19 protein-coding genes are annotated in these 19,861 nt (G+C 34.4%); 9 read left to right on the top strand and 10 right to left on the bottom strand.

Annotated features, from left to right (window positions below; all coding sequences use genetic code 11):
- Positions 1-278 precede the first annotated feature (278 nt).
- The gene (locus GTH24_RS12425; RefSeq protein WP_072068574.1) at positions 279-458 is read right to left on the bottom strand and encodes a GhoT/OrtT family toxin; all 180 of its coding nucleotides are present in this window, start codon (positions 456-458) and stop codon (positions 279-281) included.
- A 699-nt stretch (positions 459-1,157) separates the two neighbouring features.
- Here GTH24_RS12425 and GTH24_RS12420 point away from each other — a divergent pair.
- Entirely contained in the window at positions 1,158-1,700 is a 543-nt protein-coding gene (locus GTH24_RS12420; protein ID WP_072068573.1) for a DUF924 family protein, read from the top strand.
- Positions 1,701-1,770: 70 nt separating this feature from the next.
- Here GTH24_RS12420 and GTH24_RS12415 read toward each other — a convergent pair whose 3' ends face one another.
- From GTH24_RS12415 to GTH24_RS12400, 4 genes are all read right to left on the bottom strand, one after another.
- Entirely contained in the window at positions 1,771-2,547 is a 777-nt protein-coding gene (locus tag GTH24_RS12415; protein WP_072068572.1) for a dimethyl sulfoxide reductase anchor subunit family protein, read from the bottom strand.
- Between the two features lie 3 nt (positions 2,548-2,550).
- Positions 2,551-3,168: a DMSO/selenate family reductase complex B subunit gene (locus GTH24_RS12410; protein WP_023581764.1), complete on the bottom strand. Its 618-nt coding sequence runs from the start codon at positions 3,166-3,168 to the stop codon at positions 2,551-2,553.
- Between the two features lie 11 nt (positions 3,169-3,179).
- The gene (locus tag GTH24_RS12405) at positions 3,180-5,612 is read right to left on the bottom strand and encodes a DMSO/selenate family reductase complex A subunit (protein ID WP_164526468.1); all 2,433 of its coding nucleotides are present in this window, start codon (positions 5,610-5,612) and stop codon (positions 3,180-3,182) included.
- Positions 5,613-5,971: 359 nt separating this feature from the next.
- Positions 5,972-7,228, bottom strand: a complete 1,257-nt coding sequence (locus tag GTH24_RS12400) for a mechanosensitive ion channel family protein (RefSeq protein WP_164526467.1) — start codon at positions 7,226-7,228, stop codon at positions 5,972-5,974.
- Positions 7,229-7,824: 596 nt separating this feature from the next.
- Between GTH24_RS12400 and GTH24_RS12395 the strand changes: the two genes are divergently transcribed.
- Positions 7,825-9,447 carry a hypothetical protein gene (locus GTH24_RS12395; RefSeq protein WP_072068569.1) on the top strand — a complete coding sequence of 541 codons (1,623 nt, stop codon included), beginning with the start codon at positions 7,825-7,827 and terminating at the stop codon, positions 9,445-9,447.
- Between the two features lie 88 nt (positions 9,448-9,535).
- Here the strand turns inward: GTH24_RS12395 and GTH24_RS12390 are convergent, their stop codons facing one another.
- Positions 9,536-10,117, bottom strand: a complete 582-nt coding sequence (locus GTH24_RS12390) for an HdeD family acid-resistance protein (RefSeq protein ID WP_072068568.1) — start codon at positions 10,115-10,117, stop codon at positions 9,536-9,538.
- A gap of 194 nt (positions 10,118-10,311) precedes the next feature.
- On the opposite strand from GTH24_RS12390, the gene GTH24_RS12385 reads away from it, so the two are divergent.
- Positions 10,312-11,166: a D-amino-acid transaminase gene (locus GTH24_RS12385; protein WP_115350004.1), complete on the top strand. Its 855-nt coding sequence runs from the start codon at positions 10,312-10,314 to the stop codon at positions 11,164-11,166.
- A gap of 92 nt (positions 11,167-11,258) precedes the next feature.
- Here GTH24_RS12385 and GTH24_RS12380 read toward each other — a convergent pair whose 3' ends face one another.
- Entirely contained in the window at positions 11,259-11,819 is a 561-nt protein-coding gene (locus tag GTH24_RS12380; protein WP_072068566.1) for a helix-turn-helix domain-containing protein, read from the bottom strand.
- A gap of 84 nt (positions 11,820-11,903) precedes the next feature.
- On the opposite strand from GTH24_RS12380, the gene GTH24_RS12375 reads away from it, so the two are divergent.
- On the top strand, positions 11,904-12,566 hold the full coding sequence (locus GTH24_RS12375) for an AzlC family ABC transporter permease (protein ID WP_072068565.1): 663 nt from the start codon (positions 11,904-11,906) through the stop codon (positions 12,564-12,566).
- A complete protein-coding gene (locus tag GTH24_RS12370) occupies positions 12,563-12,892 on the top strand; it encodes an AzlD domain-containing protein (RefSeq protein ID WP_082151771.1) in 330 nt (109 codons plus the stop codon). The genes GTH24_RS12375 and GTH24_RS12370 overlap by 4 nt, the downstream gene beginning before the upstream one ends.
- 81 nt (positions 12,893-12,973) lie before the next feature.
- Here the strand turns inward: GTH24_RS12370 and GTH24_RS12365 are convergent, their stop codons facing one another.
- The 3 genes from GTH24_RS12365 to GTH24_RS12355 all read right to left on the bottom strand — a co-directional run bounded on the left by GTH24_RS12365 (position 12,974) and on the right by GTH24_RS12355 (position 16,472).
- On the bottom strand, positions 12,974-14,377 hold the full coding sequence (locus GTH24_RS12365) for an ATP-binding protein (RefSeq protein ID WP_072068563.1): 1,404 nt from the start codon (positions 14,375-14,377) through the stop codon (positions 12,974-12,976).
- Positions 14,378-15,043, bottom strand: coding sequence for a response regulator (locus GTH24_RS12360; RefSeq protein ID WP_115350000.1), 666 nt, complete (start codon positions 15,041-15,043; stop codon positions 14,378-14,380).
- Between the two features lie 697 nt (positions 15,044-15,740).
- Complete coding sequence (locus tag GTH24_RS12355; RefSeq protein ID WP_072068561.1) at positions 15,741-16,472, bottom strand: hypothetical protein; 732 nt, start codon at positions 16,470-16,472, stop codon at positions 15,741-15,743.
- Between the two features lie 156 nt (positions 16,473-16,628).
- On the opposite strand from GTH24_RS12355, the gene GTH24_RS12350 reads away from it, so the two are divergent.
- The 4 genes from GTH24_RS12350 (at position 16,629) to GTH24_RS12335 (ending at position 19,843) form a co-directional block, all read left to right on the top strand.
- Positions 16,629-16,967, top strand: a complete 339-nt coding sequence (locus GTH24_RS12350) for a DUF5713 family protein (RefSeq protein ID WP_072068560.1) — start codon at positions 16,629-16,631, stop codon at positions 16,965-16,967.
- Between the two features lie 295 nt (positions 16,968-17,262).
- Positions 17,263-17,541, top strand: coding sequence for a DUF2798 domain-containing protein (locus tag GTH24_RS12345; RefSeq protein WP_072068559.1), 279 nt, complete (start codon positions 17,263-17,265; stop codon positions 17,539-17,541).
- A gap of 324 nt (positions 17,542-17,865) precedes the next feature.
- Positions 17,866-18,957 (top strand): NADH:flavin oxidoreductase/NADH oxidase, encoded by a 1,092-nt coding sequence (locus GTH24_RS12340; RefSeq protein WP_072068558.1) that lies wholly within the window; start codon positions 17,866-17,868, stop codon positions 18,955-18,957.
- 256 nt (positions 18,958-19,213) lie between these two features.
- Entirely contained in the window at positions 19,214-19,843 is a 630-nt protein-coding gene (locus tag GTH24_RS12335) for a CatB-related O-acetyltransferase (protein ID WP_115349997.1), read from the top strand.
- Positions 19,844-19,861: the final 18 nt, after the last annotated feature.

The following is a 19,861-nucleotide window of genomic DNA, read 5'->3' as shown; positions in this document are numbered from 1 at the left end:
TAAATTTATAAAAATATTTATCATTATCTAGGTTTAAAAATAAGACGTCATCGTTAATAAAACAAATAGTTAATTTTAACTCATTGATATCTAAGGAGAAATATTTTTATTTAGAAAGGGTGAACGAGTAATTAGATAGTCTTTTTGAGCAAAAATCTAAGCTAAAAATGTTATTTTTATAAAACTATTAATCTATTTATTTAAAAATAGAATAATAAATAGTTAAAAGACTAATTGAATAGAATATAACTATTGTTATTAAGCTTAATTTAAAAAAATCAACTAAAAATAGAGAAAATAAGAGCCATCGGAAAACTAAGAGGCCAAGTTAAAGCGATTAATAATGCACTTAAAAGGCGCATAGCAACGCTGGGATCTTTAGTTAAAAAGAAAGTAATAATAAACGAGAACACAGCGCCAATAAGGTAGCTTATTCCAATAACAGAGATAGCAGACATAACGAATCATTCAGTAAATAGACTGTGGTAATTGTACTCCAAAATTGTTAAAGAAACAGAGGAATAGGGCAAACTTTTCGATAAATGTCATTACTAATGTGCAAATTTTAAACATTCATCTCACTTTTGATCGCTGGTTTCTTTTGGGGTGAACATACAAGATAATAACAAGATTAAATCCAAAAAATTAAAATAATGAAATGTAGTGGATTGATTTAACTTATTATTTATAACAATCTTTATTGTCTTGAACTGATGCTTACTAAAAAATAAAACAAGAAGGCATAGATCTTTTTTAGCGACTTCACTATAAAAATTGAAATTTTCAAATGATGATTTTTAAGGCACGGTAGTGATGCAGAGATAAACTATATGTTTGTAAAATGTGCGGGTTAATTATATTTCATCATAATATCAACAGAATGTAACAAATGGAATGAATGCCATTTTATACATACTTGTAGATAAATTAGCTTATGGATGGCGCGACTTAATGGATTTAAGCGTTAGCTAGGAAGCATTTTAAATCCCCTTTTCAATTTTTAAAGGGGATTTATTTTTATGTCTGTTTTGGATAGGGATTAATAGCCGTTATTATATTAAAATGGTAACTTACCAAAGTAGTAACCCGTCAATGACGTTTATTTTGATGAAAATAAACGCTGTTTTGATTAATAAACAATTAGCGTGGTGGTTTTTATGATCCCTTATCAATCAACTTTGACGTTTTGGTTTGAAGAGTGCACACCAGAGCAATGGTTTAAAAAAGATCTGCAGTTTGATAAAGAAATTAACCGTAGGTTTGGTGAATTATGTTTAAGTGCAAGTCGTGGTGAACTTGCGTCATGGCGTGAAACTATAGAAGGGCGCTTAGCTGAAATAATTATCCTTGACCAATTTTCACGTAATATTTGGCGTGATACGCCAAAAGCCTTTGCACAAGATAATATGGCTTTAATTTTAGCGCAAGAAGCTATTCGTTTACCTGAATATCTGACGCTAACCCCCGTTAAGCGTAAATTTATGATAATGCCATTTATGCATTCAGAATCACCTAAAATACACCAAGATGCCGTTGTATTATTTTCTCAACTTAATGACGAAAATACGTATCAATATGAACTACGACATAAAGAAATTATCGATAAATATGGCCGTTATCCTCACCGTAATCAAATCTTAGGCCGTACATCAACACCTGAAGAATTAGAATTTTTACAGCAACCTGGCTCTTCATTCTAAAAAAAATGCATACCTAGGTATGCATTTTTGTTTCTTTTTTATGGCTGATTAATCAGCCATAAAATCGAGGTCACATTGTAATATGCCATAAGTTATAGAAAGCGATACGGCCTGATAATTCAGCAATAATTACCGCAGCAGCACAAGTGACTAGTGTCATTTTTGATGCCTGTGCTTTTAGGGCAGTAAATCCTACGATAATAATACCCAATGCTAATACCGCTAATTGGAATCCCCAGAAAAGAGATTGGTCAGCACTCAGTTGAGGGCCTGTAAAGCCAAGGAAGCTCACATAACCTGAGCGTGTAGCAAAAGTGATAATAGCACCGATAATAAAGGATAATGCGCCTAAACGTCTTGCACCTGTTGCCATTGCCAGTACACCGCCACCCACTAAGAGGGTCATCCAAAATTGCAAGGTGGTGTAATCTGTATTCCAGTTAGCAATAGTTGGAATGTGGTAAACCTGAGGGATTGACCAAACAAAAGCTAAACCAAAAACAACGGTAAGCAGATTACAAATTTCACGTAATCCTTTCCATTTTTTCATTATAGTGAGTGCGACAGTTGCAAAAGCAAATCCCGTAAACACACCACTTAGAAAGGCTTCGTTACTCATTGGAGAACGGCCAACACCTAAGAGCATATTGAAAAAACGCAGTGGTTGACCAACGTGTAGCCCACCAATACCTAAGCCAATTAATGTTAAGACTAAGGCTAAAATATTGGCATTACGCAGTTGGTTATCATCAATCTGACCTAATTTTTTACTGATATAAGCAATAAGAAACAGGCCTGCTGCTGAAGAACCTAAAACAGTAAAAAAGACTAGAGGAAGTTCATGCATGGTTTATACCTCCGCCGCATTTTGAACTGAGCCGGTTTTATCACCAGAAGGTTTTGCTTCTTTGTGTGCTTTGATAACGATATTTGGATTAGTCAGGCTTGGATCTGGCATTGGTGCAATACCGCACTCTGTGCCATGTTTCGCTCTGATCACTTCAATATCATCAAAATCAAGTGCGCGTTGAGGACAAGACTCAACACAAACCGGTTTCATGCCTTGTGCTACACGTTCATAGCAACCATCACACTTAGACATGAGTTTTTTCTTCTCATCGAATTGTGGCGCACCATAAGGGCAACGCAATTCGCAATAACGGCAACCAACACAAATATCTTGATTAACAACCACTAAACCATCTTCTTCACGTTTATGCATAGCACCAGTTGGGCAACCTGCAACGCAAGTAGGGTTTGAACAATGGTTACAAGAAATGGATAAATAATAACTATAGATATTTTGTGTCCAGATCCCGTCTTGTTTTGCCCAGCTACCACCGCCATATTCATAAACACGGCGGAATTTAGGGCCTAAATCTAAATCTTTTTCATCCTTGCAACTGACTTGACATGTTTTACAGCCAGTGCATTTAGTGGAGTCAAAATAAAAACCATATTGCTTCATGAGTTAACTCCTTATGCACGTTTCACTTCAACAAGGTTTGTATGTTGCGGATTTCCTTTAGCAAACGGCGATGGGTGCCAGCTTGTTAATGTATTAATACATCCACCAGTATCTACACCTGTTGTATCAAGTGAACGCCATGCACCTTGCGGTACTGCAATCACACCAGGTAATACACGATCAGTAACTTTGACAAGAATATTTAAGCGACCACGTCCGTTATAAATTTCAGCGATATCGCCTGATTTTAATCCGCGTTCTTGCGCATCAATTGGGTTTATCCAGAATTGATGTGGGATAGCTTCACGTAACATGGCAACGTTATAATAGCTTGAGTGGACGTGACCTTTATCGTGGAAACCCGTCATTTGCAGAGGGAATTTCTCTTTAAGCTTAACGTTTTCAACACCTTCTTCATTCTTACAATATTCTGGAATAGCAGGAATACGGTCGCCTTCAGGTAAAACCCAGCCTTCAGTATCTTGCATTAATTTTTCAGAATAAATTTCAATCTTACCTGACGCTGTTTTTAATGGATTAGCGATAGGATCTTGACGGAATGCTTCAAGTGCTACGTATTGATTACGATTAGGTAATTTACGATCGATAATTCCCATATCATTGGTTTCTGCAAAAGTAGGCAATGCAGGGTTTTTCTCACGCATTTGGTTATAGCAATACTCAATCCACTCTTCGTAAGTCCGACCTTCTGTAAATTGCGCTTTAGTACCCATTTTTTCTGCAATATCGGTTAAGACATCATAGCAAGGGCGGTTTTCCCAAAGCGGTTTAATCGCATTTTGTAATCGGACAACATAGTGGTAAGCACCACTTGCGTAAGAGTTATTGATAAGATCGTTTGTTTCGACTGTTGTCACATCTGGTAGTAGAATATCTGCGTATTTTGCAGAAGGTGTCATGTGGTTATCCCACACTAAAATAAACTCACATTTTGATTCATCTTGCAGTAAATCATGGGTTTTATTTAGATCAGCATGTTGGTTACCAATCACGTTACTGGAATAACACCACATAAATTTAATGCCAGTATCGAGTTTATCTTTATTTCTAACACCTGCATTTTTACTCGTTAATTCCTCGCCACGTGCAATCGCTTCAGACCACATAAATGTTGGGATCAGCGTTTTTACTGGGTTAGGAAGTGCAAAGCTTGCTACAGGATAAGCAACGTTACCGCCCCAACAGCCGGTATTTGTACCTGGACGGCCAATATGACCAGACATTAATGGCAACATCATAATAGAACGGCAGGCTTGTTCGCCATTGGTAGTACGTTGAATACCCCAACCTTGAGAGATCCATGCGGCTTTTGCATTACCAATTTCACGTGCTAATTGAATAATACGCGCAACAGAAATACCGGTTAGTTTGCTTGCCCATTCAGGGGTTTTAGCAATACCATCAGGACCATTACCTAAAATATAATCTTTATAAGAGCCATTTTCAGGTGCTGATGCTGGAAGTGTTTGTTTATCCCAACCGACGCAATATTCACGTAAGAAATCTTCATCGGTGATACCTTCTTGGATCATCACATAGCCTAATGCTGCAACTAATGCGGCATCGGTACCTGGATAAATCGGTATCCACTCTGCACCCAGTGTTGTCACACTGTCAGTACGACGAGGGTCGATAATGATAACTTTACTTTTGCTCTTATCTAACGCATTCAGCGTTTCATAGAACTGACCACCACCTGACATACGTGTTTCTGCAAGGTTATGACCAAACATTACAACGAGATCTGAATTCTCAATTTCTGTTAACAGAGATTCCAACATATCGCCATAAACATAAGGAACGATACCTGTTAATTGAGAGTAAGAATAAGTACCGTAGTCACTTAAAAAGCCACCTACAGTGCTTAATAAACGTTTACATGCGGTTCTACCGTGTAAGTTTGCGCCAGTAGAGCCTGTACCGTATTGATAATAAATTGCTTCATTACCATACTTTTCAATTGTGTATTTTAATTTTTCGGCGATGATTGATGTCGCTTCATCCCAAGAAATACGTTCAAATTTACCTTCACCACGTTTACCAACACGCTTCATTGGATATTTTAAACGGTCTGGGTTGTAGGTTTTCCAACGAACAGAACGACCACGCAGACAAGGACGAATTTGGTGAAGACCGAATGTTGAATCGTCATACATAGTTTCATTAGAAATACGACGAATAACACCATCTTTCACATGAACTTTTAATGGACAACGGCTACCACAGTTCACTAAGCATGCGCTGTATTTGATAGTTTCTGAAGTTTCATCAGGACGAATACCCTGGGGGGTTTGAGCATTAGCAGCGAATGGTAATGAAACCGTTCCTGCAACAGCGGCAGCACCAGAAATAACTGCTGCTGACTGAATGAATCCACGCCGACTCATTTCAGTAATAGACGTATTATTTTTAATTTTTGACATTGACATTACCCTAACATTTTTCACAACAAGTAAAGTTGTATATATATGTTAAGTTATAACCCTTCTACCTATAATGATTTATATCAATATAAAAAATGTTAATAAGGTTATCTAAAAAAATAATTATTAAACAAATGGTTACATTTTTTGATAAATACCACTTTAGTGGTAAATAAAATATCAAATAAATAGGATTTAACAATCAATCGATATATAAAAAATAACATATCGATTTTTAGTACATTATAATAAAACAAGATTGTTAACATGATAACAAAATAAAAAATTAAAAATATTTGTTAATACAAAAAATCAAAAAGGAGAGTTTATCTCCTTTCTGATTTTCGATAAAAAATGATTTATTGCTGATTATTCTCTACAGGAAATCTCAGTGCTCTTACATCATTTCCTGTTGGTGATTGGTGCACCCTTAAACCAAATTGGGGTAAAGTAGCAAAAATATGATCAAAAATATCCGATTGAATCGCCTCGTATTGTACCCAAATAGTAGTGTTGGTAAACGCATAAATTTCAATAGGAAGCCCATCAGAGGTTGGGGCTAATTGTCTTACCATAATTGTCATTTGCTTATGAACATTAGGGTGATTTTTTAAATAAGCTTCAACATATGCACGGAAGGTTCCGATGTTGGTCATGCCCCGTTGATTTAATGGTGTTTGACATTCATTGCCTAAAGTCGCATTGAATTGATTAATCTCACTTTCCTTATTTTTGATATAAGGAGCTAATAAATGAGCCTTTTCTAGATCATCAAGTTGTTTTTTATCTAAAAAATGAATGCTATTAATATCAAGAGCAAGGCTTCGTTTAATGCGACGTCCTCCTGATTTTGTCATTGCTTGCCAGTTTTTAAAGGAATCTGAAATCAGAGAATAAGTTGGAATGGTCGTAACCGTATTATCCCAATTACGCACTTTCACGGTTGTTAAACTGATATCAATGACGGCACCATCAGCACCATATTTAGGCATTTCTAGCCAGTCACCAAGGCTTATCATGTTGTTTGCAGATAATTGAATGCCGGCGACTAATCCCATAATAGGATCTTTAAACACCAACATTAATACAGCCGTCATGGCGCCTAAACCACTAAGTAAAATAAGAGGCGATTTGCCAATAAGTAGGGAAATAATCATTATCCCAATCAGTACAGAGGCGACGAGTTTTAAGCTTTGAAAAATACCTTTTAATGGTAATCGGCCAAAGGAGGATGAATTTCTCATGATCTGCATACAGAGATCCATAATAGAGAAAAGCATCAATAAGCCGAAAATTAAACACCAAGCTTGTGCGCTGGTGGTGAGGATTTCTTGTGTTTTACCTGACCCCATCCAAACAAGTGCTTGGATATTAACAACGACACCTTGGATTAAAAAAGCAAAACGACTAAATAGTTTGTTTATTTCTAATGAAACTTGCCACTTTTGGTCATATTGATTGATGGCGCTCGAAATTCGAGGTAGGACTAATTTGTGTAAAATAAAATGAAGAACAAGGGCAACAAGAAAAATAATGGCTAAAACGAGTAATAAAGAAGCGACTTGAGCGTATTCTTCATTGAATTGACGTATCCATGTAAGCAGTTGCTGCTGCATAAAATATCCTCATAGTTAATATGTATTGTGTATTAAGAGTACAGAAAAGAGATCTTAGTTCAAAGAGGTGAATTTTTTGTTACGAAAGGTGCGCGAGTAATTAAGGTGAGGAAAAAGAAAATAGATAGAATAAAAGCCAGAAATAGTCTTTTTTGCGATGAGGGGGCTATTTCTGACTTTGAGCTGTTTATTATTTTAAATCAAATAATTACAGTAAACGAGTTGATGATAATTGTACAACAACTTGGTGCAAGTGAGTAATAAAAGAAGTCATTGATTTCATATTAAGTATCCTATTAATAAAATGTGATTTACGTCACAAATATTTTCTAAGATTGATTTTAATCACATTCTCATAACAGTCAATAGCTTTATGCAAAAATATTTTAAATTTTAAATTATTTTTTATGCAAAAGGCATTTTTTGCTTATTTAATCAGTGGTGTCTTATTGGTAAGTTTTTTATCTTATTGTTTATTAAGTTTTTTTATTTCTTTTTGTTAACAATGCTCAGTTGACTTTTTTCTATTGTGATTTTCACTTGTCTTTTTTGCTTTAAGCTAAAAATGGAATCGAAAAAAGAAAGGAAATCACTCAATGAATATCGAAACAAAAGAAGAACGTTTACAAAAAATCTTACAAGGTGAGAAAGGTGCAATAGCACTGACACCTCCTGTATATGGTGCTCATGCTCAAGCCGTTATTGATTCTGATGTGGAAATTAAATTCAATCAGATAAAATCATCTCCTGATGATCCTGATAACGAAGTCAAAATGAATCGAGTTATCAAATATGAAGTGGTTGTCACGGGAATTAATCTACGTTTGGCTGAATGGCGTACAAGCCCAAAAGGCATTTTAATTTTGCCAAATAACAAAGATGTCTACATTACGATAGTAGATGACAGCAAAACAGAGATCTCGTTAACGGGCAATCGAAGTGGTGTGGCGTCATTACAATTAATTTTAAAAGATGAAGATGATGAAAATATTGTTTATTACGCAACGCCGATACAAATTCGTGTTACTCCACCTAAACCCAATCCTAATACCGACTGTTCATCGACTCATTGTGAAAAATTTGATGACTTGCTGACAATACGTTCAGAATCTATGCAATGGCCAAGTCAGTGGGAAAGTATATCTAAAAGTTTTGTAGTACATCTTCAAGATAAAGAAGGTGAGGATGTTCAAAATAAAGAGATCAAATTAGTTTACGATGTAGATAATAGTACATTAGCTGTTGAGCCAGAAATTTATAATGCTGATGGCGAGAAAATCAATATTGGCAAAACTAACAAATACGGTATTGCAAACTTTAAAGTCAAATTTAAAAATAGTGAACCTAAACAAGTTGCTATATTCTATGCTGAAACTGAAAATAGCGAAGAACCAACGAAGCCAATTAAATCAAGAGATTATTATGTTGAAATGACAACGGAGAAATTACCTTCTCCTAAAGTGCCTGCAACATTAAATGGTATTCTCAGCTACCATAGTGAAAATTATTGCGTTAACGCAAATCTAATTTTAGGTCGTGACATCAGTGAAAGCACACAAGTTGGATTTTATTTTAATGATCAACTTAAGATGTTGCCATGTACTGATAAATCAGCAGTTTCTGTGAGATTAGAAAATCAGTCATTAACAAATGGCATTCATTATATTTCTTTCTTTACGGTTGATATCTTCGATAATATCTGTTTTTCTCGACGTGAGCGTATTATTGTTGATAACTCTTTAACAGGGGAATGTAGTAAGCAAATTAAAAATATTGCGCCAAAACCTTGCATTAGTGTCACTATTCCGCAGATTTGTGATCGCTACTTTAATTCCGTCAATATTAGGCTTGTTCCTTCCTTATGTTTACAAATTAAAAACCGTGTAGCGAAAATGAATATCCAAAAAATGGTTATCATCTTTAATGGTTATTCTAAGGTAAATAGTAGTGAAAGAACGTTGGTATATCGCTCAACATTAGAAATCTACGCTGATGATCCTCGTTTAGGGAATTTCTTGCACGATACAACTCCTAATAACGACCCTATTAATATGGTTGAAATCATTGAGCCTGCATTAGAAAGTATTTTGGCTGATGCATTGCCTAATATTGAAGTAGGGCAACTCGGTATTCAGGTGATGGTCTTTGAAAAAACAGGAAATTGTTACCTCTGCGGAGAAAATATGTATACGGTATCTCTGCGTTTACCTTGTGCTTAATACAAATCCATTCTAGTTTCTACTCAAGAGCCACATGATGTGGCTCTTTGCTTAGCAAAAACTGATAGGAATATTATTATTTTATAACCTATTGGCGAGTCATTCTTTTTATTGCACTAGTTATCGATAAAATAGTGAGTGAGCTTAAAATAAGCTGTATACCAATCAATGCCATTACTAGAGCTACGGATGTTTCAGGCCCAAACGCAAGTAGAAAATAGGCGATAACGAGATCTAAAAAACCTACCAAGATATTAAACCAACCATAAAAATTATCTTTGATTTGTTTGAAGCCGATATTTAGGCGCAATATCCCTGCAAAAATAAAGAGAAAACCGATAAAAAAAGCTAGGCTAAGCATACCGTTTAGCGGATCGGTAATAAAAATATAGCCAAGTAAAAGATAAATAAAACCCGCTAATAAAGTGATGAGCATTGACCAGCCTGAAGAGACTTGAGAATTGAAGCCACCAATAATACTGGATATTGCACAGGCAAAGAAAACGATACCGAGTAATACACTGATAACAACACCTGAAGAGAGAGGGTTAATAATACAGATAAAACCTGCAATAAAGCCCAATGTAGCGATAATATTCATTAAGGTACATTGTCTTTTAACCAGTTTCTCTGTTAGCTGAGATAAATTATTTTTATTAATATCTAACATAGTAACCTCTTTATGCTTATATTTTGGACATAAGTTAAATTATAGCAATTTTTGCTTATATAACATGACTTCTTTAAATAAAACTATAATTAAAAAGAGGTAGAGAAGGTGATAAATCACCTTTGAAATATAAAATTGAAGGAGTAAGGTAGTGGCTAAGGTAAAATGTTAATAAAAGTTATAACGGAGGTAAAATGTCTGATGTTGTGTATTTAAATAATCAGTTTGTACCTAAAGAGCAGGCTAAAATATCTGTTTTTGACCGTGGTTTTTTATTTGCAGACGCAGTTTATGAAGTTACCGCAGTTATTGATAGTCAACTCATTGACTTTGACGAGCATTTCCAACGTTTACAGCGTTCGTGCAAAGAATTAGGATTATCCCTTCCTATCACGAAATTGCAATTAATCGATATTCATCAGAAGCTTATTGAAAGCAATCATCTTCATGAAGGGCTTATTTATTTACAAATAACCCGAGGTACTGATTCATCTCGCTTTTTTGATTTTCCGTCTTCATCTATTCCTCCTACAATTGTTGCCTTCGTTCAACACTCCACCGTAATTAATCATCCCAATGCCAAAAAAGGTATTTCAGTAGTTAGTGTTGACGATATTCGCTGGCAGCGTTGTGATATTAAAACCGTTGCATTATTAGCCGCGTGTTTAGCGAAAAATTATGCACATCAACAAGGTGCTGATGATGCTATTTTAATAAAAAATGGCTATATAACGGAAGGTAGTTCAAGTAATTTTTTTATTGTAAATCATAATAATGAAATTATTACACGACCGCTGAGTCAGGATATTTTACCGGGGATTACGCGCCAAGCAATTATTCAATTAGCGCAAGAAGAAGAGCTTAAAGTCATTGAGCGTTTATTTACACTTGATGAAGCTAAAAAAGCAAAAGAAGCTTTTATTAGCTCGGCTACCACGTTAATTTGGCCTGTAATTTCAATCGATAATGAAGAGATAAATCAGGGGGAAGTTGGGCATTTGTCTCAACGTCTACGTGAGATCTACCTTGATAAAGCACTTAAAAAATAATTGAATAGACAAATATACTTAATAAAATTTATCGCACTGTTTTTAGATTTTTATTGCAATATAACAGTGCGGTAAATTTATTATTCATTGTATTAATTATGATGTTCAATAATCATTACAGCGGTTGTATCTGGTTCTAAAGCCCGGAATATATGAGTAACATCACCGGGATAGCAAATATAATCACCAGGTTGCAATTCTTGTTGATTATCTATCGTTCCCACCATTGCACTACCACTAATAATAATAATGTGTTCAGTCACATTTTTACTGTGAGGATCTGACACCCTATCTTTTCCCGGTTGAGCAATTACGGTATATATATCGCGTTTTGCCCCCATAGGGCAGGATGAAAGTAAAAAAGCATGGTAATACGCTTTTTCTGCACTAATTTTAAAACCATCACCTTTGCGAATAACTTTGACTTCAGGTTGTGGTGCTGAAATAAGTTGAGAAAACGGAATATTTAATGCAACACAAATCGCCCAAAGTGTTTCAATACTCGGGTTTCCTTGGCCTGCTTCTAATTGAGATAATGTGGATTTTGCAACACCTGCTCGTCTTGCAATTTCAGCAAGCGAAAGGCCTGCTTTTTTTCTCTCTCGGGCAAGGGCCTGAGAAATAATTTCAATAGGCGCACAAGGCGATGACATCATAGCTTCCTTTAAAATCATCTTGCAAAAAAATAGATCGTTCAACATAATGAACGATATGTTCAATAAAAAATACGACATTTTATGCAAATTAACAGTCGGCTTGATAATAACGTACTTAGAGACATTCTGCTTGTTTCATTAGCAGATGGTATTGTTGGTATCTCTTATGGTGCTTTAGCTCATACACAAGGGTTTGATTTTTGGGTGCCATTAGTGTTATCCATTTTCGTTTTGGCTGGTGCTTCTGAGTTTCTTTTTATTGGTGTAGTGGCGATGGGAGGAAGTGCAATTTATGCAGCGCTTGCTGGATTAATGGTTAATGCACGACATATTCCCTTCAGTATGGCTGTAAAAGATTTACCCGGAAAAGGACTTAAATCATTATTAGGCTTTCATATATTAAATGATGAAAGTGTTGTATTTGGCTTATCTCAACGCACAGCTGAACAGAATAAACTTGCATTTTGGGCATGTGGGTTGAGCATTTTACTTGTTTGGCCTTTAGGAACCATGATAGGTGTTTATTTAGGATCATTTATTGTTGATATTAAGATGTTAGGGTTAGATGCGATGTTCCCCGCTATTATCTTGGCATTAAGTTTGCCAGCATTAAAAAATAAACTAACACGTAATGCTGCGATTATTGGTAGTGTCATTGCTCTTATAACAACGTTATTTTTACCTGTAGGGATACCTGTTTTATTGTCATTAGTTGGCGTGTTATTTGTGTTAAGGAGAATATAATGTCCACAGTATCTATTATTACAGGAATTGTTATTCTTGCTGTTGGCACATATGCTATGCGTCTTTCCGGAATATTACTTAACAATAGGTCCGGTATTTCGCCTCGTGTAAAAGAGATACTTTCATTATCAGCAATTGTTATTTTATTTTCAGTGGCAACGACCTCAACATTTTTTGATGGCGATCAGCTTGCTGATATATCAAAAATTATTGGTGTTGGGGTAGCGGGAGTTTTAACTTGGAAAAAAAAGCCATTTATTATGATTGTGCTTAGTGCAGCAATAGTGACTGCTGGGTTACGTTGGCTAATAAAGCTTTGGGAATAAACCAACAATTAACGTTACGATGATAAAAGAGAAAGGAGGCATTAATGCCTCCTTTCTAATAGTTTTTTAATCAACAGACGATTAATCATTTTCTGATAATTTGATTTCTAATGGTAGTGTGATAATAAAACCAATACCTCTATTATTAAGTCCTTCAGTCACAATTAATGAGGCTTGAATTTTATTAGCAAGATTTTGTGCAATAGATAACCCCAAGCCACTACCAGTTTCATTTGAACCAGGAACACGATAAAAACGTGAAAAAAGGGCGTTAATATGTTCTTTTGCCACCCCAGGTCCATCGTCACGTACAAAAATGTTAATCCCTTCTGCATACCTATTTTCAATAGTGACTTCTACTTGGCTACCTTTAGGACAATATTTAATAGCATTATCAAGTAGATTATTAAATATAGAGAGTAATGCCTGTTTATCAGTTTTAAGGGGCAATGGATACCCTTCATTTAGTGATAATTCGATATTTTTACTAATTGCATATGGAACACGTTGTGCTATTGCATTACCAATGATGTTATAGATATCAAGAGTTTCTATTTTAAGTGGAAAATCATCACATTCTAATCGGGCTAAATCAATTAATTGATGAGAAAGAGCCGCGGCTCTATCAAGCGATTGTTTCATATCATCAATAATTTCTTCGCGTTCATGTTGATCATCGACTAAAGAGAGTAAATGTAATTGAGCAATAACCGCTGCAATAGGTGTTCTTAATTCATGGGCAGCATCTGCCATAAATTGTTTCTCACGAATATTCGCTGCATCAATTCTTGCCATTAGCTGGTTTAATTCTTTAAAGATTGGACGTATCTCTTTAAATTGTTGACCGACATTAATGGGCGTTAAGTTACGAGGTTTACGATTAGAAATAAGTTCTGCAGCTTGTCTTAACGGGCGTAAACTAAAATAAGCTGTAATTAAAATAGCAAAAATAACCGTTGCTAGAATAAACAGAAAGGGCACAAATGTTCCTTCAACAGGGTTACCTATAACATGGCCCCTATCTTCAACGGATTCACCAATAAACACTTTTATTTTGCGTTTTTCTCCCCAACTAAAAGAGAGTATCCATTTTTCTCCCGCAACAGAGACTTTTTCTGACGCTAATGAAAGCACTCTGGTTGGTATAGGTAATTCAGGGCGATTAGTATAAATTAGGGTATTATTTTCATCTAAGGCGATAAACCAAGGTAAATATTGTAATTCATCATCTTCACCATTAAGCATAGCGTCGATGTACATACCTTGTAAGTTATGTGCAATTTCTTTGAGTACTTCAGGTTGGTCAGCAACACTCTCTAGAGTATTAGCAAAACCCTCAGCAATAATTTCTTGCTGTTTATTATAAATTTTTTCAAATTCAGCAAGATAATCAAATTGTATCCAAGCTAACCATACGCCCCAAAGCATAACAATAGAGATAATTTGAAGAACAATGGTGTAAATAAAGAAAGAACGGATCTTCATTTAGTTAGCTTCTTTTTTTAATAAATAACCCACACCACGCACCGTGATAATTCGCTCTTTTCCTATTTTTCTACGTAAATTATGCATGTGGACTTCAAGTGAATTACTTTCAATTTTATCATCTAGACCAAATAAGCGTTGTTCTAACTCGGATTTACGCACTACATTGTCAGTATTACGCATTAATTCGTATAGCAACTGATATTCTTTACCTGATAATAAAAGTAGTTCGTCATTTAAGGTGACTTGATGGTTTGCTGGATTAAGCTGTAAATCCCCAATAGACCATATTTGTGATGAAAAACCAGCCATTCTACGGCTAACTGCTTTTACACGGGAAATAAGTTCAGGCATAGCAAAAGGCTTTGGTAAAAAATCATCAGCCCCTGAATCTAATGTTTGTACTAAATTGTCGATTTGAGTTCGGGCCGTTAAAATGATGATCGGAATTTTTTCACCATTCTTTCTAAGTGCAATAAGCTCATCTTGCCCGTCACCATCAGGTAGACCCAAATCTAATAGCATTAAATCAAAAGGGCGCTGACTCAGCTGAACACGAGCATCAGCAAGTAACCTAACCCAACATGGGTGAAAACCGGCAATTTCAAGCCCACGACAAAGCGCTTTACCGAGTTGTAAATCGTCTTCAACCAATAAAATATTCATAATAATACCTATCTAAAATCGTCTAAAGAAAGTATAAGAGCCAAATAAAAATTGAGCAATATAATAAAATGTAAAATTAGGTTTGATTAATGAACTCTTAATGTAAGATAAAAATTTATTTAATATGTTTTTTTACTAAAAATAAGAGACTTTAAAAAGAAAGTATTATTATAAATGGAGTGTCTAGATAATCTTATTTTATATTTCTTCATTCCAAGGCATTTAATGTTAATTTTTAAAAACGAATTAAGATAGAATCGTTGTTTTTTATTTTCTATAACCAGTATATTACCATGTTATTATGCTAAGTTAACTTAAATGATTTATCTAAGATACTTGTTATTTTTAAATAAAATATAACTTTAATTAAGAATAATTAAATGTGGCAGTGTATTTGAGATAATGTAAATATAAAAAAATAATTTCATTGATTAATATGTCTATTAAAATGATGCTTTATTGTTTTATTGAAATAAAATAATAGGATTATTATATCCCTGTTGTGCAACATTTTATTAGATTTAGATTATTTACTCTATTCATCTATACTCTTACAGTTGAACTCCGTATTTTAAAAGGAATTTAAATTTTATTAAAAGGAATTTATATGAAATTAGATGGTGTTATTTAGTATAAATTAAATCATTCTGTGTCAGAAATGCTCCCATCCCTCTGGGAGCATTTCACATGGCCGTTATTATTCACATAATGAGTCATCCCATAATTTTAAATCAAATGGTAAATTTAACGGTTTTGCTAATTCACTCGCTATATTCTGAAATTCTGCTTTTGCGTGTTTTAGACGTTGTTTATCACTTTCAGGAATAAAGCTATCTTTTGCTGGTAAATCACCTAAGTTGTATTCTTCCACTAATACTTCATCGTCCCAACGCTGAAATAACCAATAACTACCAGGCATCAGTGTATAACTAGTGCCTTTAATTAATGTTTTTCTATCAGATTGGTAATGCACAGAAATTAATTGATTAGCGACATTATCCCAGATCCAGCCCTTATAAGTGTTATCAGTTAAACGTGTTATCGACCAATGCATATCATCAGGCTGATAAAAATTAAGTTCTATTAGAGGTATATAAATTGGATTATCTGTGGAAAATGAGGCTTGAACGAGTCCATCTGTAAAATAAGAGATATCCAATATTTTGTTATCGTTGTTTAATTTTAAATGACAACCATCCCATTTTGTTATTTTCAAACCGTTTTTTTCTGGAACTTCTGGAATTGAAATTATGAGGTCTGTTGCACTGTCTTTGGCTGGTGGATAGTAATGGCCTGTAATGTATTCATCATTACTGCCATAAAATTTCCATGTTGCTAAGGGGGAGTACTTAAAATAGGTATTAAAAATAAAAAAAGAAAGTAAAGCAATAGTCAAAACAAGAAAAATCATTCGTATTTTTTTAGTCATTTTACTTTATTGCCTATTTTCTATTCACTCTTAAAGTTGTATAAATTAAGTGTAACAGAAATGAATCATTTAATTAAAGAAGGTAATATACTTTTACCAGAAAAAGGACATGTATTTTATGTCATTAAGGTAAATACACTTAAATAGGATTTCACCATGATTAAAAATTCAGTCTTAGCTTCATACCCTTTTTTAAAAGAGATGGAAAATGATGAATATTATCCTGCTCACCTTGTAAAAAAAGGACAAGATTTACTTAAAACATTGTGTTTGAAAATTGAAGCAACTTCACCTAAAAAGTTATCAGAACTTTATGTTTTAACTCAAGAAACAACAGATCAATTTAATGATCTTGCTGAGGCTTTTTGTGAAGAAGGTAGTGATATTGAAACTGTTGCAAGAGAGTGTATTGCCGAAGATTTTGGTATTATTGCTGATGAATATGGTTTTAAAGATGCTGATATAGAAGAATTAATTGCAACAAGAGATTGGTAAAAAAGGATGAGAAAACAAGATAATGTTTTCTCATTTTTATTATTTTTAATTATCTAATTATATAAATAAAATTTATATAAAATAAAAGCAACGTATATTTATCTTAAGTTATTTACTACCTAGGCGAGAATAGAATAATTTAGTTGACAAAAAAATATTTATTAATAAACTAGCCTACAGTTTGGTCAATAAGACTCGTAAGCGTTTACGTTAATCAACGCATATAACTTATTTTTAGCCTGTTGTATTGGCAGTTATGTGCCGTTGTACAATCGTATTATTGGAGTCTTTCATTATGTCTTTTCATGACAAAAATTACTTTTTAGGTATTCCTAAACTACCTACCCGAGCAATGGTTTTTCTTGTTCCTTTTTTCCTTTCTTTTATTATGTCAGGTATTGTTGCTTTTATTAGCACCATCAAATCGTTAGGAATGGGTATGTATGTTATCTCCCCATGGTTAAGCTCTTGGGGGATCTCTTGGATGATTGCTTTTCCAACAGTCTTATTTGTATTGCCTATCGCAAGACGTTTCTCTCTGTTACTGGTTAAGCCTGCAAAATCGAATAACTAATTAGAAAAAGATCAGCGTTCGGTGCTGATCTTTTTCATTCCACTCATTTCTTGTTTTATTTTTTCAAATAATATCTTATGACATTGTAGAAGATTAAAATAACGTAATAGTTTATTGAGTAACTCTTACATTTTTTAATAACTATAAGGTTTAAGTCAGAATAAATAATAACTAAGAAATAGAGTATTTATCATCACAATGTGAAGTAGAGCATCGCCTTGATGGATAAGATCCGATAGCCTTAAACTTGTATATTAAATCCATTTATTTATAAGCAAAGTAATTTTCTTTGCATAAATTCTTATTGGTAGCAGGAGGCTTTATATGAGTTTGTTGTTCTCCCCTAAAAAATTAGGCCCCCATCAGTTAGATAATCGTATTATTGTTGCGCCTATGTGCCAATATTCGGCACAAGATGGTTATCCGACGACATGGCACACTATGCATTATGGGCAGCTTGCATTATCAGGTGCTTCGCTTGTGATTGTGGAAGCAACTGCCGTTGAATCGAGAGGTCGTATTAGCTATAAAGATTTAGGTATTTGGTCTGATCAGCATGGCTGTGAATTAAAAAAATTGGTTGATAATATTAAGCAATATTCCTCTGCTAAAATTGGTATACAAATCGCCCATGCAGGACGTAAAGCATCAACCGATTTACCTTGGAATGGTGGTGTATCATTAGCACCAGATTCTCCTCATGGTTGGCAAAAAGTTGCACCTTCAGCAATTCCTTTTGGAAAAAACCATCTGCCTCATGCTCTGACGATTGAAGAAATTGAAGAGATAAAACAATCCTTTATTGATGCGGCGAAAAGAGCAGAATCAGCGGGTTTTGATGTTATTGAAATTCATGGTGCTCATGGATATTTATTGCATGAATTCTTATCCCCATTATCAAATGATAGAACAGATCAATATGGTGGCGATTTTAATAATCGTAGTCGGTTATTAGTAGATGTTTTTGTTGGTGTGAAAAATGCTGTTTCTGATAATGTTTGTATTGGTGTGAGGATTTCTGCAACAGATTGGGTTGACGGTGGCTGGGATCTTGAAAGCACAGTTGCTTTAACACAACACCTCGAAGAATTAGGTTGCCACTATATTCATGTTTCTTCAGGTGGTTTATCTGATAAGCAAAATATTAAACTAGGCCCTAATTATCAAGTGCCATTTGCTCAGGCTATTTATAATGAAACACAATTGCCAGTTATTACGGTTGGACTTATTACTGAGCCAGAACAAGCTGAAGCTATTTTATTAACAGAGCAAGCTGACTTTATTGCATTAGGTCGAGGCATTTTATACGATCCTCGTTGGCCTTGGCATGCGGCAGAAAAACTGAAACAAACCATAAAAGTTGCACCTCAATATTTACGTTGTGCGCCTCATGGTAGTAAAGATTTTTTTAAATAGTTATTTTTTAAGCCATGGATAGTCATAAATGTTATGTAGATTATCCGTGGTTTTTTCATCAATAAAGCTTATCATGACAGAGAATAGTAGTAGTGTAAGCTTATTGAATAATGAGATCGGATCATAAAGTAAAATGAAAATAAATCCTTTATTGCTTCAACCTAGGATTGCTTAAGACGATGTGTTTTGAATGCGAACACATCATCAGAGAATTAAGCATTCTTTGATGACTCATTAATTTATAGCGAGTCATATTATGAAAAATAAGCATTGGTCACGTGTAGAATATCTGCATGAAACAGTAAAAAATAAAAACATTATCATTAAAGGACAACATAGCTATTACAGTGATTGTTGGGATGAGGGTTTTGAAGCTTCGGTTGTGCGCTATCTTTATGGTGATGAAATTAGCTTGCAATGGAAACCATTATGGGAAATTGATAAATTATATATCGGTGATTATGTTTGTATTGGTGCACAAGCCGTTATATTAATGGGCGGAAATCATACCCATCGTCTCGATTGGTTCTCACTTTATCCTTTTATGGATAAAATTGAAGAAGCTTATATAGGTAAAGGTGATACTCATATTCAGGATGGTGCATGGATAGGAATGCGTGCAATGATAATGCCTGGGGTCACTGTTGGTGAAGGGGCTATTGTCGCTGCTAATAGTGTTGTTTCCAAAGATGTGGAACCTTATAGCATTGTAGGTGGAACACCAGCAAAACATCTTAAATATCGTTTTGATCCAAATGTGATTGAGCAACTTTTATTGTTAAAAATTTATCAATGGTCAGAGAAGAAATTTGAAGCGCTTAGGCCTTATTTATGTCAGTCCTCAATTGATAAATTATTAATCGCAGAAGCAAATTTTATTGAATAAACATAGACCCCTAAATAT

This window comes from Proteus vulgaris, assembly GCF_011045815.1.
In the GTDB taxonomy this organism is placed as follows: Bacteria; Pseudomonadota; Gammaproteobacteria; order Enterobacterales; family Enterobacteriaceae; genus Proteus; species Proteus vulgaris_B.
Note: the sequence above shows the minus strand (reverse complement) of the source record. Positions and strands in the feature narration are given on the sequence as shown.

Coding starts and splice junctions, on each gene's coding strand:
- GTH24_RS12380 (WP_072068566.1), bottom strand. CDS start 11,819: ATGTCATCGCCTTGTGCGCCTATTGAAATTATTTCTCAGGCCCTTGCC.
- GTH24_RS12415 (WP_072068572.1), bottom strand. CDS start 2,547: ATGCATGAACTTCCTCTAGTCTTTTTTACTGTTTTAGGTTCTTCAGCA.
- GTH24_RS12420 (WP_072068573.1), top strand. CDS start 1,158: ATGATCCCTTATCAATCAACTTTGACGTTTTGGTTTGAAGAGTGCACA.
- GTH24_RS12335 (WP_115349997.1), top strand. CDS start 19,214: ATGAAAAATAAGCATTGGTCACGTGTAGAATATCTGCATGAAACAGTA.
- GTH24_RS12365 (WP_072068563.1), bottom strand. CDS start 14,377: ATGAAGATCCGTTCTTTCTTTATTTACACCATTGTTCTTCAAATTATC.
- GTH24_RS12345 (WP_072068559.1), top strand. CDS start 17,263: ATGTCTTTTCATGACAAAAATTACTTTTTAGGTATTCCTAAACTACCT.
- GTH24_RS12425 (WP_072068574.1), bottom strand. CDS start 458: ATGTCTGCTATCTCTGTTATTGGAATAAGCTACCTTATTGGCGCTGTG.
- GTH24_RS12355 (WP_072068561.1), bottom strand. CDS start 16,472: ATGACTAAAAAAATACGAATGATTTTTCTTGTTTTGACTATTGCTTTA.
- GTH24_RS12400 (WP_164526467.1), bottom strand. CDS start 7,228: ATGCAGCAGCAACTGCTTACATGGATACGTCAATTCAATGAAGAATAC.
- GTH24_RS12340 (WP_072068558.1), top strand. CDS start 17,866: ATGAGTTTGTTGTTCTCCCCTAAAAAATTAGGCCCCCATCAGTTAGAT.
- GTH24_RS12395 (WP_072068569.1), top strand. CDS start 7,825: ATGAATATCGAAACAAAAGAAGAACGTTTACAAAAAATCTTACAAGGT.
- GTH24_RS12410 (WP_023581764.1), bottom strand. CDS start 3,168: ATGAAGCAATATGGTTTTTATTTTGACTCCACTAAATGCACTGGCTGT.
- GTH24_RS12390 (WP_072068568.1), bottom strand. CDS start 10,117: ATGTTAGATATTAATAAAAATAATTTATCTCAGCTAACAGAGAAACTG.
- GTH24_RS12405 (WP_164526468.1), bottom strand. CDS start 5,612: ATGTCAAAAATTAAAAATAATACGTCTATTACTGAAATGAGTCGGCGT.
- GTH24_RS12350 (WP_072068560.1), top strand. CDS start 16,629: ATGATTAAAAATTCAGTCTTAGCTTCATACCCTTTTTTAAAAGAGATG.
- GTH24_RS12360 (WP_115350000.1), bottom strand. CDS start 15,043: ATGAATATTTTATTGGTTGAAGACGATTTACAACTCGGTAAAGCGCTT.
- GTH24_RS12375 (WP_072068565.1), top strand. CDS start 11,904: ATGCAAATTAACAGTCGGCTTGATAATAACGTACTTAGAGACATTCTG.
- GTH24_RS12385 (WP_115350004.1), top strand. CDS start 10,312: ATGTCTGATGTTGTGTATTTAAATAATCAGTTTGTACCTAAAGAGCAG.